The organism is Streptomyces sp. NBC_00377, assembly GCF_036075115.1.
GTDB lineage: Bacteria > Actinomycetota > Actinomycetes > Streptomycetales > Streptomycetaceae > Streptomyces.
The window spans coordinates 6405394-6418462 of the sequence record NZ_CP107958.1; the positions used below are offsets into that span (position 1 = coordinate 6405394).

Below are 13069 nucleotides of genomic sequence, written 5' to 3' on the forward strand. Positions count from 1 at the left end.
CCAGCGGCCGGACGAAACCATGCAGTTGAAGGTCCCTGCCTCTTTCCGGGCGGACGAGACCATGCAACTGCGGGTGTCAGATATACCGGATGTGCCCGATATATCTGACAGTGAGAGTGAAGGCGGAGAAAGACCGCGTTCGTCAAAGAATCCCCGAAAAGCACCTCGTCCTTCCGTTTTCGTCCAGATCTCATCTTTTCTGGGTCCACGACTCGCCCCGCTCCTCGCCGCGCTGGCCCCGTATGTGGCTCGTGTCACGCCGTACGCCCGCAAGCTGCGCCCGCAGTACCCGCGCCCCGGCCGTGCCGACTGGCGGCGCTGGATACCCTCCTGGCGGCAGTGGCTCGGCGGCGTCCTGTCGTCCATAGGTCTGAGCTGCATGCTCCTGGTCGTCGCCTACGCGGCCACCGACGTCCCGGACAACATCAACTCGTACGCCACCCAGCAGGACAACGTGTACTTCTGGGCCGACGGGACGCCGATGGCCCGTACCGGCTGGGTGCAGCGGCAGGCGATGCCGCTGAAGGACATCCCCGAGGACGTCCGCTGGGCGGTGCTGGCCGCCGAGAACGCCAGCTTCTACAGCGACCCCGGCATCTCCTTCAAAGGCATCGGCCGCGCCCTGTTCCGCACGATCGGCCAGGGCGACACCCAGGGTGGCTCCACGATCACCCAGCAGTACGTGAAGAACGTCTACCTGAACCAGAACCAGACGGTCAGCCGCAAGTTCACCGAGGCCATGATCGCCCTCAAGCTCGACAACCAGATGAGCAAGGACGACATCCTCGAGGGCTATCTCAACACCAGCTGGTTCGGCCGCGGCACCTACGGCATCCAGCGCGCCGCCCAGGCCTACTACGGCAAGGACGTCGGCGAGCTGAACGCCAGCGAGGCGGCCTTTCTCGCCTCCCTCCTCAGGGGCGCGGGCCTCTACGACCCGACCCTGGGCCCGGCCAACCGCGCCCGGGCCGTGGAGCGCTGGACCTGGACCCTGGACCGCATGGTCGAGGTCGGCAAGCTGTCCAAGGCCGAGCGCGCCAAGTACACGAAGTTCCCCGAGCCGCTGAAGTCCAACCCGCTGTACGACACCGGTGAGCAGAGCGACTACCTGGTGGAGCTGGCCTCCCAGTACGCCAAGAAGGCCGGGAAGATCTCCGACAAGGACTTCGACCTGGGCGGCTACCAGATCTACACGACCTTCGACAAGAAGCGTGAGGCCCAGCTCACCGACGCCGTCACCAAGGCCCGCAAGAAGGCCCTCAAGGACGACCCGAAGGGCGCGACGACCGCGCACTACGGCGCCTCCTCGGTGGCCTCCGACGGGCGGATCCTCGCCGTCTACGGTGGCCCCGACCACCGTACGCAGGGCTACAACGAGTCCAACGCCACCACCGTGCCCGCCGGATCGGCCTTCCAGCCCTTCGTGTACGCGGCCGGCCTGGAGCACGGCATCCACAAGACCCGCGAGGGTGACACCGAGACGGTCACCGGCGAGACGCTCTACGACGGCGACAACGGGGTCCCGGTGACGACGCCCGAAGGGCCGTACTGGGACCGCAGCGGCAAGCGGGCGGCCGCCAAGAACGACGGCGGCAGGTCCTACGGACAGATCTCCCTGCACCGGGCGCTGGAACTGTCGGTCAACACGCCCTTCATGCAGCTGGGCATGGACACCGGCCTGGACATCGTGCGCTCCACCGCCGAGAAGTCAGGACTGCTGCCCTCCAGCTTCGGGGCGCAGGTGCCCGCGCTGTCCACGGGCAGCGCCACGCCCAGCGCGATCCGCATGGCGAGCGGCTACTCCACCTTCGCGGCGGGCGGCAAGCACACCGAGCCCTACTCGGTGCGCCTGATCACCAAGAACGGCACCAAAGTCGTCCTGGACACCCCGCCCTCCGACCGGGCCTTCGGCGCCGACGTGGCCGAGGAGGTCAACTCCGCGCTCGCGGACTCCTTCAGCACCGCCCACCCGGACGACGTCCCCGCCTCGCAGCGGGACGCAGCCCGGACCGGATCGCTCGGCCAGGTGACGGGGAAGGCCGGCACCACCCAGGACGACACCGCCGCCTGGTACGTCGGCAGCGCCAGGGCCGTCTCCACGGCGGTCGTCGTCTACCGCATCGACCTGAGCAAGAGCCTCGAACCGCTTCCACTGAAGGGCGTCGCCGGCACGACCGGCGACAGCGTCCCGTACGGCATCTGGTCAGGTGCCATGCGCCCGCTCGGCTGACCACCGAACCGGGCACCCGCGTCCCCCAGAATCCGGAGAATGATCCGCACATGAAGTCACCGTCGGGCCGCCGCCGCAAGGCCCCGGCAACCACCCGCCGCCCCGCCGCCACACATCCGGGGTTCCTGACGCTGGCGGCGCTGCTCGTCGTCGCGTCCCTGGTGGCCGGCTACCTGGTGCTCAACAGCACCGCCAACACCGAGCCGACCGCTTCCTCGGGGGACAGCAAGAAGGCGTCGGCGGACGCCACCAAGGAGCCGAAGTGGGACGGCAAGACCCACGTCCTGGGGGACGGCTCCACCTCGTACACCGGGCCGCAGACGGGCCAGTTGAAGCCGGTCCCGCTCAAGCCCGGTGAGAAGCCGCCCCAGTTCGTCGTCTTCTCCTGGGACGGCGCGCTGATGGGCGACGACGGGCTCTTCGAGCACTACCGGAAGCTGGGCGGGAAGTACAACGCCAACATGACCTTCTTCCTCACGGGCATCTACCTGCTGCCCAAGAGCAAGAAGGACCTGTACTCCCCGCCGCAGCACCCCGTCGGGTCGTCCGCGATCAGCTTCCCCACCGACGAACACATCCGCACCACGCTGGAGCAGCTGGGGGAGGCGTGGAAGGAGGGCAACGAGATCGGCACCCACTTCAACGGCCACTTCTGCGGAGCCAAGGGCGGCGGCTTCTGGAGCGTCGACGAGTGGAAGAGCGAGATCGACCAGTTCTACGACTTCGTGGAGCACTGGAAGACCAACACGGGCTACCAGGACATCCCCCCGCTGCCCTTCGACTTCAAGAAGGAGGTCACCGGCGGCCGGGCGCCCTGCCTGGAGGGCCAGGCGAACCTCCTGAAGGCCGCCAAGAGCTACGGCTGGCGCTACGACGCCAGCTCCTCCGGTGACTTCCAGATCTGGCCCACGAAGAAGAGCGGCCTCTGGGACTTCCCCCTCCAGGCGCTCCCGTACGACGGCGGCAAGTACCAGGGCCTGTCCATGGACTTCAACTTCCTGGCCAACCAGTCCGACGGCCAGCCCGAGGGCGACCCCGCCAAGTACCCCGAGTGGGAGCAGCAGACCCGCGACGCCTACATGGCCGGCTTCAACCGCGTGTACTACGGCAGCCGGGCCCCCATGTTCATCGGCAACCACTTCGAGGAGTGGAACGGCGGCATCTACATGAAGGCCGTCGACGAGGTCATCGAGAACGTGTGCACCAAGAAGGACGTCAAATGCGTGTCCTTCAAGGAACTGTCCGACTGGATGGACGTCCAGACGCCCGCGACGCTGGAGCGGCTGCGCGCCCTCGACCCGGCACAGAACCCGGACTGGTCGACCGTCGTGAAGTAGTAACCAAACCTCTACCGCAACCCTCTTCACACGTGCTGCACATGACATGCAAAGATGCCTCTCCCGGCATCCGTCCGCCGGGGCAAGAGGGGAAACATCAGTGAAGTCAAGGAAATTGAAGCCGACGCGTCGCCGTGTCGCGATACTCGGGGCCGCCGCCACCTCGGTCGTCGCCGGAGTGGCTCTGCTGCCCAACTGGTCCGCCGGCGCCGCGGTCGTCGACGACCCCACGGTGGACGCGGGGACCAAGGCCACCTTCCAGCGTCTCGCGGACGCGGTCTTCACCGACCGCACCGACGCTCTGGTCACCGGCAAGCAGGGCGACCGGGCGAAGCCGCTGACCGACGGCTTCTCCGGCGACGTCAAGCTGTCCTCCGGCACGGCCCGCACCGAGGACACCACCCTGTCCTCGCTGGGTAAGCGCAGGGACAGCCTGGCCAAGGCCGGCGAGAAGTACAGCAAGGCCACGACGACCGTCACCCTCGACGCGACGCGCGTGACGGGCCGTACGGCCAAGGCCGACGTCACCGAGACCACCACCCTGACCTACGCGCAGGCCCGCGGTGACGCCCCCAAGACCACCGGGTTCCAGTCCAGGCACGAGCTGACGTTCAAGGCCGACCGGCAGGGCAACTGGCAGCTCACCACCATCCAGGACACCGACCAGGGTGGCCTCGCGGTGAACACGCTGTCCAAGCCGGTCGCCGTCAAGACGGCGACCACCGCGGACGACACCATGCCGAACGCCCCGCGCGCGGCGATCACCCGCAACCCGGCCGCCGTCCCGAAGACCGGCACCGCCTACGACTACAAGGCGATGGCCGCCTACGCCGAGAAGTACTGGAACGTCTACAACAAGGACTACCCGGACTTCAACAACCACACCGCGGGCGGCGACTGCACCAACTTCGTCAGCCAGTCGCTGAAGGCCGGCGGCTGGAAGCACGTCCCCGGCTACGTGTACGACTACACCAGGTGGTTCGGCAACGCCGACATCCAGTCGGACTCGTTCGTCGGCGTCAACGAGTGGTCCTGGTTCGCGCAGAACTCCAAGCGGACCACCCCGCTCGCCAACGTGTACCAGCTCGAGGTCGGCGACGTCCTCCAGATGGACTTCGACCGGGACGGGTCAAAGGACCACACGATGATCGTCACGGCCAAGAGCAACGGCGTGCCGTACCTCACGTACCACTCGAACAACACGCTGCGTAAGTCGTTGTCGAGCATCATCACGCAGAACCCGAACGCGTACTACTACGCCTACCGCACCTGACCGGTCCGGTGACTCAGGCCGGGAACTCCTCCCGCCGGCGCTCCAGCTGACGGTCCCGCTCCTCCGCCAGTTCGGGGTGGCGGGCCCGCCAGTAGGGGTTGTCGTGCGGCAGGGCCGATCCGACCCTGCCGTACATCCCGAAGACGAGCAGCAGGATCCCGATCACGAAGCTGAGCATGCAGTTCTGGATCTCGAAGGCCAGGAAGTTGTAGTCGGTGTCCAGCAGGGCCATGTTCACGAAGCCGCTCAGGACGAAGAGGACACCGAGGGCCATGTTCAGCGTGGACGCGAAGTTCCCGCCGATCACCATGCCCACCAGGAGCAGCAGGCCGGCGGCGACCGACAGCCAGCTGAGCGCGCCGTTGGTGTTGAGGCTCCACACCTCGTCGCCGCCGGTGTCGAAGAACCCGATCTTGTCGAGGATGCCGAAGATCCCGAAGACGATCAGACCCAGGCCCATCAGCCCGGCGCCGATCCGGTAGACCCGGTTCAGGCGGTGATCGACCGGCAGATGCTCGTTGAAGCTGATCCGCCGCCTGGACCGGCCGTGCAGTGCGTGTGTGGCCATCTCCGCCTCCCTCGGGGGTGGATGCGCCGATGTAAGGCCGTACGCATACTCAATATCCGCCCACCGGGCGGACGCGGCAATGTCAGTGCCCCGTGCCCCGGTCCTCACGGATCCCGGCCACCACGTTCGCCACCGCCCGCCGGACCGCCTCCGTCTCGGTCAGGAAGTGCCAGTAGTCGGGGTGCCGGCCCTCCAGCGTGGCGATCGCCCGCTCCAGCCGGGCCACCGAGTCGTCCAGCGGACGCGCGTGCCGGGGGTCCGGGGTGTTGCGCCCCGCCATGGCGAGCCGCTGTGCGTCCCGGATCGCGAACCGGGTCCGGTCGATCTCCGCCTGAGGATCCTTCTGCACGGCGTTCAGCCTGGTCAGCCGTTCACCGGCGGCCGAGACCGCCTCGTCCGTGGTGTTCAGCAGCGCGCGCGCCGTCGACAGCAGCGCGGTCGCGTCCGGCCAGCGCTGCGCGTCCCGCGCGCTCTGCGCCTCCTTGAGCTTCACCTCGGCCTGCCGGACGTTCTCCCCGGCCTGGTCGGGAACGTGCTGGAGGTCCTGCCAGCAGGCCGCCGAGAACCGCCGCCGCAACTCGCTCAGGATCGGCTCCACCTGCCCCGAGCGGGTCGTCAGCGCCTCGGCACGGGTACGCAGCGAGACGAGCCGGTGGTCGATCTCGGCGGCCCGCTCCGGCAGCCTCCCGGCCTCCGCCCGGACCGCCTCGGCCTCCCGCGCCACCCGTTCCGCCCGCTCCAGGGTGTGCGGCACGCCGTGCTGTCCCGCGCCCTGGTTCAGCTTCGTCAGCTCGGGCGCGAGCGCCGCCAGCCGCGCCGCGAGGTCGTCCGCCCGCAGCCCGCTCTCCCGTACGGCGTCCAACGCGTTCGACGCGGCCAGCAGGGCCTGCCGGGCCCGCTCCACGGCGGGCGCCAGGCGGGCCAGCTGCGTCTCGGCCTTGCCGAGCAGCGGGCCGAGCCCTTCGGCGAACCGGTCCAGCTCCTGCTTGACGCGGCCCAGCTCGTCCTTGGCGCGGGTCAGCTCGGTGCGCGCCTGGGTGGCCGCCGACGCCTCCAGGTCGTCCCGGTCCAGGTCATGGGCGTCGACGGCGTTGATGTACTGGCTGCTCGCCTCGTCGATGCGCCTGCCGATGGCCCCGAAGTCGGAGACCGCGCGCCGGGCGGCCGGGGAGTCGTCCACGGCCGTGATCGTCTCGATCGAGATCCGCAGGTCGCGCTGGGCGGTGTCCAGTTCGTAGAACGCGGCCGCCGCCGCGTCCTTCGCGGCCTGGGCCTCGGCCCGCTGTCCCTCCGCCCGGCCGCCGAACCAGCGCCGCGTGCCGCCGCCGGCGAACGCGGCGGGCAGCGCGAGGACGACCACGAGGGGCAGGGCGACGAGGGTCAGGGTGTCCCGGAGCGCATGCGGTCCCCGGTACACGCGGCGGCGCTGTGCGCGCGGCACCAACGGCGAATACGGCTGCGCTGGTGTCGCCGTCACATCCCTCTCCCGTGCTGTGATCCGCCCTGCCCGGTGTCATTCTCCCACCCGTTAGGGACGAACACACGGGTCGGTCAGTTCGCTTTCCTGACGGTGACTTTGCCGTCGGCGCTGCGGGCGTCCACGACATGCGCGCTGGACTCGTCGCGCGGAACGGACACGTCCACTCCGCCGTCGTCGGTCTTCGTGGTCACGCGGTAGGTCGCCTCGGGCAGCGAGATCGTCACGGAACCGTCGTCGCTGACCGACTCCACCCGGTCCGGTACGGCGCTCAGGGTGAGGTGCACCGAGCCGTCCTTGGTGCGCGCGTTCACCGTGCGCGAGGAGACCTCGGCGTGGACGGAACCGTCATCGCTGCGCAGCTCCAGGGGCCCGCTGGAGTCGGTGACGTGTACGGAGCCGTCCTGGGTGTGCACGCTCAGCGCGTCCCGGAAGCCCCGCGCCCGGACACTGCCGTCGTCGCTGCCCACCTTCACGGCGACGCCCCGGGGCACTTCGACGCGGTGCTTGCCCGAGCAGTCGGCGACCACGCCGGAGCAGTGCATCCGCAGCGTCAGCCGGTCGTCCTTCATGGACCAGGTCACCCGCGGCTTCCTGCCGACGGTGACCGACCCCTGGAACCAGCGGGTGACGTCGACCGTTCCCGCCTTCGCCGTGTCCGACGCGACGATCTCGAGCGCGGAGTCGTCGGAGTCGATCGTGAGCGTGCGGCCCTGAAGGGCGAAGGACCTGTGATCGGGGTGCTCGTCGTCGGCGGCGGACGCGCCGCAACCGGTCGCACCGGCGGCGAGAGCCACCACGACCCCGGTGACGAGGACCGCGCGGGCGGAAAGAGTCGTACGGGCCATGGTGATCTCCCCCTGGGCTGCCTGGCGTTGCCCTGACGACACTAGGGAGCGGGGGGCCACCGGACGATCCGGCCCGCTCCCGGATCGGGGGTGGGGCTAACCCCCGATACGGGTTTGCGGGGCACGGCTCCGGGCAATGTAGGCTGTCGACTCGTCCCGGGTGCGTAGCTCAGGGGTAGAGCGCCTGCCTTACAAGCAGGATGTCGGCGGTTCGAAACCGTCCGCGCCCACCAGGAGAGCGAGAGGGCCCCCGGAGAGATCCGGGGGCCCTCTCGCGTTGTCTCCGGCGTCTCCGGCGCGGATCTCCCCGGGCGCCGGGACGGGTGCTGGTCGCCGGGACGGGTTTCTAGTCGTCCTCGCCCGGCGGGGCCTCGTGCGCGTGCTTCAGGCTCATGCGTGCCTCCACGCGGTCCGGGGCCGCGACCTCCGACCAGAAGCGGTGGCAGGTCACGAAGACCGCGAGCTCGTGCTCCCGCCGGCGGAGCTTCTCCACCTCGGCCTGCTCGTCGGAGGTCCAGCCGGGGGACGCGGGGCGCTCGGCCTTGCGCCAGCCCGTGTTGTCGCTGAAGCCGTCCATGGGCTCGACCGACCAGGGCAGCCGCTTCAGCAGGGCCGACAGCTCGGCCCTGACCTGATGCAGCTCCTCCTGACCGGCGCGCAGGTCGCTGGGAAAGTCGTAGGTCGTAGCCACCCGGCAATGGTACGCCTGTTCGAATTTGAGTAGCGAGCTCCTCGGGGGTGTTCGTGTGAACAATCGTTCGAATGTATCCGAGGGGCCGGCCGCTGCCGCGCCCCGAACCCGGCGCCCTGCTCCCCGCGCCCGGTACCCGCCTCGGGCGTCGGCGATGAGTTCGGGCGGCTGGTCCGGTCTGCCCCTGCATGACTCGCATCATCGCTGACATCTCCGTATCCCTCGACGGCTTCGTCACCGGACCCGACCCCGGCCCGGACAACGGACTGGGCACCGGCGGTGAGGCCCTGCACACCTGGGCGTTCTCCGACGATCCCGACGACCGCCGGTATCTGAGCGAGGGGACCGCCCGTTCGGGCGCCGTCATCCTCGGCCGCCGTCTCTTCGACGTGGTCGACGGACCCGGCGGCTGGGACGACAGCGTCGGCTACGGCGCCGGCGAGGTCGGCAGGCCCGCGTTCGTCGTCGTGACGAGCTCACCGCCCGAGGCGGTACGGCTCGCCGACCTCGACTGGACGTTCGTCACCACCGGTCTGGCCGATGCCGTCACCGCCGCGCGTGAGCGCGCCGAGGCGGCGTCGTCGCACAGCGGCAAGGATCTCGACGTGGTCCTCATGGGCGGCGGCGCCACCATCGGCTCCGCGCTCGCCGCCGGGCTGGTCGACGCGCTGACCCTGCACCTGGCGCCCGTCGTGCTCGGCGCCGGGACGCCGCTGTTCACCGGCGGCCCGCCGCGCGCGCTGGTCCGGCGGAGCGTGACCTCGACGTCGACGGTGACGCACCTGACCTACGACGTCCTCTGACGACGTCCCGGCGCAACCGCGGGAGGGGTCTCACTCGCCGCGCGGCGGAACCGTGCACGCGGCGGTGGCGCCGGGCAGGCGGTGGCGGTTGCGCGACACCCAGCGGTAGACCACGCGGGCGAGGGAGCGCAGGCCGGGCAGCCTGAGGACGGCGCCCAGGACGCGGTACCCGGCGGACGGCGAGGTGCCCAGCCAGCGGCTCACGGCGTCGGCCCCGCCCGCGAGGACCGTGCCGCCGTGGAGCAGCAGAACCTCCCGGTCCAGCCGTCCGAGGTGCGGCGCGGTCGACTCCGCGGGCAGGAACTGCCACGGAACCGCTTGCAGCGCCGGTGCGGCGAGGTTGCGGATGCGGTCGACGGACGCCTGGCAGAAGCCGCAGTCCCCGTCGTAGGCGAGTACCGGGGGCGCGGGGCGCGGACTGTGCGAAGCGGGGCTGATCACGGGTTTCCCTCCACCCCCCACCCTCGGTGGGGGAGCTGACCGGTTCCTCTCCGCAGCCTCGCACGGGCCGGGACCGCTGGTATCGGACCACTGGTGTCGGACCCCGGACCTAAGGTGGCGTGCATGGAGGAACAGGACGTGGAACAGGTGCGGTTGGTGCCCTGGGCCGAGGGCGACTTCTGGCTGCTGCGGCGGTCCAACAGCCCCGCCATGACCGAGCAGTTGGGCGGGCCGGAGAGTGAGGAGGAGCTCCTTGAGCGGCATCGGCGCTACGTCGAGCTGTCCTCCGGACGCATGTACCGGGTCACGCTCGCGGACACCGGGGAGACCGTCGGGTCGATCGGGTACTGGGAACGTGACTGGCACGGTGAGCGGGTGTGGGAGACGGGCTGGGCGGTCCTGCCCGAGTTCCAGGGCAGAGGGCTCGCGGTGGCGGCGGCCCGGGCCCTCGTCGGCGTCGCACGGCAGCGGGAAGGGCGGGGCGGACGTCCGGCACTGCACGCGTTCCCGAAGGCGGAGCACGCCGCGTCCAACGGGGTGTGCCGCAGGGCCGGGTTCACCCTGGTCGGACAGGTCGACTTCGAGTACCCGAAGGGCAACCCCATCAGATCCAACGACTGGTACGTCGACCTGCGCGCCGGGCTGCCCGCCACTGCCGGATAAGGTCCGCCGGCTCCTTCTCGGGGCGCTTGGCGGCAGGGTGCTGCCCGGGTCCGGCGGGACGTGGACGGCCGGGCCCGCAGATGCGGTCGTCGCCCGCCGGGCGGTTCTGGCACGCGGCCGGGCGGCGGGGCAGACTGGGAGGCATGTGCCGGAGTATCAAGACGCTGCGTCCCCCCGCCCTGCCCGAGGAGGCGACGGAGGACGAGGTGCGTGCCGCAGCCCTTCAGTACGTCCGTAAGGTGTCCGGTTTCCGGGCGCCGGCCGAGCACAACCGGGAGGTGTTCGAGCGAGCGGTCGAGGTCATCGCCGCGGCCACGGCGGAGCTGCTGGACGGGCTGGAGGTACGCGGGGCCGGCCGCGCCGCGGCAGCGGAAGCGCGCGCGTAGGGGCGGCGGCCCGGCCGACCGGTGCGGGAACGGCACCGCGGTACCCCGGACGGCACGGGCCGGCGTGAAACGAGGCGTCGGCCCTGGTGTCGACCGGCGTGGCCCGCGGCCTGGGCCCGGTGAGGCCGGGTACGGACTGGGGTGCCGGGCCTTGGGCGGCCGGGTACGGGCCGGGGTGCCGGGCCTTGGGCGGCCGGGTTCGGACCGGGGTGCCGGGCCCTTGCGTGGCCCGGGTGCCGGACTCCGGGGGGCCGGGGTGCCGGGCCCGTGGATCGGCGTCGATCGGTGCGGCGGCCCTGGTGTCGACCGGCGTGGGCGTCTGGGCCCGGTGAGGCGGGCGCGGACCGGGGTGCCGGGCTTGCGCGGCCGGGATCGGACCGGGATGCCGGGCCCGTGGATCGGCGTCGATCGGTGCGTCGGCCCCGGTTGGGATGCCCGTCGGGCAGGGGGCCGGGCGGGGCCGGGCCCGTCGTGACCTAGTTGTTGTGGGTCAGGGCGTTGGTGACGGCGCAATAGCGGTGGGCAAGGTTGGTGGCGAGGTCGCGGAGGTGAGCCCTGGCTTCGGTGGGGCCATGCAAGGTGATGGCGCTCCCGAACGGCAGTAGTGCTTGACCTGTCGCAGCGAAGGTTGAGTGATTCTCATCGAAGGTTGAGCGATCTTGCCGGACGCATATCGCATTATTCGGGGTCAGTGCCGCTTCGACTCGAGGCCGGATTCGTGGTGGGCCTCGCCCGGGCCACCCCAGTGCAGGCCATCACTGCTGTAGTCGTGGCGTTGAGGAAGAGCATGAACGTCCACGACGCGTCGGCGGCGTCGATGCGGCCGATCCGCCTGTTGCCGAGATGTGAGGCGGGCGCTGGAGCCGGGCTTGGTCGCCCAGCTCACCGGGAGATGGAAGACCGGCAGAGCCCCCGAACGGCAAGACCATTTGGTGCGACCATGCCCTTCCGAACGGTCGCGATCAGAGTGTTGCCGCCGCAAACACACAGAGCTGTGGGCACCCAGCGGTCCGGGTGGCCACAGCTTGTGTACAGGCGGTCAGGCGAGGGTGACCTCGACCGGCAGTTTCTTGATGCCGTTGACGAAGTTGGAGCGGACCCGGGGGACGTCGCCGGCGAGGCGGATGCCGGCGAGGCGCGGGATCAGTTCCTCGAACATGATGCGGATCTCGGTGCGGGCGAGCAGGTTGCCCAGGCACAGGTGGGGGCCGCCCTTGCCGAAGGTGAGGTGGTCGTTGTCCTGGCGGGTGACGTCGAAGTCGTACGGGTTGCCGAAGACCTCTTCGTCGCGGTTGCCGGAGGCGTACCACATGACGACCTTGTCGCCCTCCTTCACCCGCTTGCCGCCGAGTTCGACGTCGCGTGTCGCGGTACGGCGGAAGTGGTAGACGGGCGTGGCCCAGCGCAGGAACTCCTCGACGGCGACCGGGATGAGAGAGGGGTCTTCCTGGAGCCTGGTCAGCTGCTCGGGGTGCTGGATGAGGGCCAGCATGGAGTGCGAGATGGTGTGCCGGGTGGTCTCGTTGCCGGCCACGACCAGCAGCAGGAAGTAGTTGTCGAAGTCCTGCGCGGAGAGCGGGACGCCGTCGCGCGGGGTTTGGTTGATGAGTCTGGAGATCAGGTCGGTGCCGGTGCCGCCCCGCCGCTGGCGGACCAGCTCCCGTCCGTACTCGAAGACCTCCAGCGAGGCCGGGCTGCGGAAGGGCAGATCCTTGTACTGCTCGCTCTCCTCGCTGTGGAGGAGGACATCGGCGTAGTCGGGGTCCGTGTTGCCCATAATCCGGTTGCCCCAGTCGATGAGCTGCTGGTTGTCCTCCGGGGGGACGTCGAGGAGCCGGGCGAGGACGTTGATGGGGAAGTCGGCGGCGACGTCGGCGACGAAGTCGAACGTGCCCTTGGCGAGGGCCGTGTCCAGCGTCCTGGCGGTCAGGCCGCGCAGGAAGTCGGCGTACTCGTTGATGACGCCCTGGCCGAACTGACGCTGTAGCAGGCTGCGCATCGCGCGGTGGCGTACGCCGTCCAGTTCCAGGATGGAGGCGCGCTTCTTGATCTGATCGTCGTCGAGTTCTTCGAGGTTGGCGAACTTGGTGGAGGTGAAGGTCTGCGGGTCGCGTCCCACGCGGGCGATGTCCTCGTGCCGGGTGACGGCCCAGAAGCCGTGGTTGGGCTCGGGCTCCGGTTGCCAGTGGACCGGGTCCTGGTGGCGCAGGGTGTGGAACATGCGCCAGGGGGTGACGCCGTCGAGGAACTTGTCGTTGTCGGCGAGGTCGACCTCGTCCAGCGGCATCGGGTCGTCGGGGGCGTGGTGGGTGTCGGTGGTGTTCAGGGTGCTCGTCATGGTGTGCTCCTGCG

Annotated in this window: 12 protein-coding genes and 1 tRNA gene; 7 read left to right on the top strand and 6 right to left on the bottom strand. The window is 70.0% G+C overall.

Features of this window, described 5'->3' with window-relative positions; all coding sequences use genetic code 11:
- Positions 1-19: 19 nt before the first annotated feature.
- The 3 genes from OHS71_RS28520 to OHS71_RS28530 all read left to right on the top strand — a co-directional run bounded on the left by OHS71_RS28520 (position 20) and on the right by OHS71_RS28530 (position 4840).
- Positions 20-2230, top strand: coding sequence for a transglycosylase domain-containing protein (locus OHS71_RS28520; RefSeq protein ID WP_328484674.1), 2211 nt, complete (start codon positions 20-22; stop codon positions 2228-2230).
- A gap of 50 nt (positions 2231-2280) precedes the next feature.
- Complete coding sequence (locus OHS71_RS28525) at positions 2281-3567, top strand: hypothetical protein (RefSeq protein ID WP_328482178.1); 1287 nt, start codon at positions 2281-2283, stop codon at positions 3565-3567.
- A gap of 100 nt (positions 3568-3667) precedes the next feature.
- Positions 3668-4840 carry an amidase domain-containing protein gene (locus OHS71_RS28530; protein WP_328482179.1) on the top strand — a complete coding sequence of 391 codons (1173 nt, stop codon included), beginning with the start codon at positions 3668-3670 and terminating at the stop codon, positions 4838-4840.
- Positions 4841-4853: 13 nt separating this feature from the next.
- Here OHS71_RS28530 and OHS71_RS28535 read toward each other — a convergent pair whose 3' ends face one another.
- The 3 genes from OHS71_RS28535 to OHS71_RS28545 form a co-directional block, all read right to left on the bottom strand.
- Positions 4854-5408: a DUF4383 domain-containing protein gene (locus tag OHS71_RS28535; RefSeq protein ID WP_328482180.1), complete on the bottom strand. Its 555-nt coding sequence runs from the start codon at positions 5406-5408 to the stop codon at positions 4854-4856.
- Positions 5409-5490: 82 nt separating this feature from the next.
- Positions 5491-6885: a hypothetical protein gene (locus OHS71_RS28540; RefSeq protein WP_328482181.1), complete on the bottom strand. Its 1395-nt coding sequence runs from the start codon at positions 6883-6885 to the stop codon at positions 5491-5493.
- A gap of 74 nt (positions 6886-6959) precedes the next feature.
- Complete coding sequence (locus OHS71_RS28545; protein WP_328482182.1) at positions 6960-7733, bottom strand: DUF4097 family beta strand repeat-containing protein; 774 nt, start codon at positions 7731-7733, stop codon at positions 6960-6962.
- A gap of 158 nt (positions 7734-7891) precedes the next feature.
- On the opposite strand from OHS71_RS28545, the gene OHS71_RS28550 reads away from it, so the two are divergent.
- A tRNA-Val gene (locus OHS71_RS28550) sits at positions 7892-7966 on the top strand.
- A 113-nt stretch (positions 7967-8079) separates the two neighbouring features.
- Here OHS71_RS28550 and OHS71_RS28555 read toward each other — a convergent pair.
- The gene (locus OHS71_RS28555; RefSeq protein ID WP_328482183.1) at positions 8080-8424 is read right to left on the bottom strand and encodes a hypothetical protein; all 345 of its coding nucleotides are present in this window, start codon (positions 8422-8424) and stop codon (positions 8080-8082) included.
- Positions 8425-8612: 188 nt separating this feature from the next.
- Between OHS71_RS28555 and OHS71_RS28560 the strand changes: the two genes are divergently transcribed.
- Positions 8613-9227 (top strand): dihydrofolate reductase family protein, encoded by a 615-nt coding sequence (locus OHS71_RS28560; protein ID WP_328482184.1) that lies wholly within the window; start codon positions 8613-8615, stop codon positions 9225-9227.
- A gap of 30 nt (positions 9228-9257) precedes the next feature.
- On the opposite strand, the gene OHS71_RS28565 is transcribed toward OHS71_RS28560, so the two are convergent.
- Positions 9258-9668: a thiol-disulfide oxidoreductase DCC family protein gene (locus OHS71_RS28565; RefSeq protein WP_328482185.1), complete on the bottom strand. Its 411-nt coding sequence runs from the start codon at positions 9666-9668 to the stop codon at positions 9258-9260.
- A 123-nt stretch (positions 9669-9791) separates the two neighbouring features.
- Here OHS71_RS28565 and OHS71_RS28570 point away from each other — a divergent pair, with 123 nt between their 5' ends.
- Entirely contained in the window at positions 9792-10331 is a 540-nt protein-coding gene (locus tag OHS71_RS28570; RefSeq protein ID WP_328482186.1) for a GNAT family N-acetyltransferase, read from the top strand.
- 143 nt (positions 10332-10474) lie between these two features.
- Positions 10475-10717 (top strand): DUF2277 domain-containing protein, encoded by a 243-nt coding sequence (locus OHS71_RS28575; protein ID WP_328482187.1) that lies wholly within the window; start codon positions 10475-10477, stop codon positions 10715-10717.
- 1039 nt (positions 10718-11756) lie between these two features.
- Here the strand turns inward: OHS71_RS28575 and OHS71_RS28580 are convergent.
- On the bottom strand, positions 11757-13055 hold the full coding sequence (locus OHS71_RS28580) for a cytochrome P450 (RefSeq protein ID WP_046707486.1): 1299 nt from the start codon (positions 13053-13055) through the stop codon (positions 11757-11759).
- Between the last annotated feature and the right edge of the window lie 14 nt (positions 13056-13069).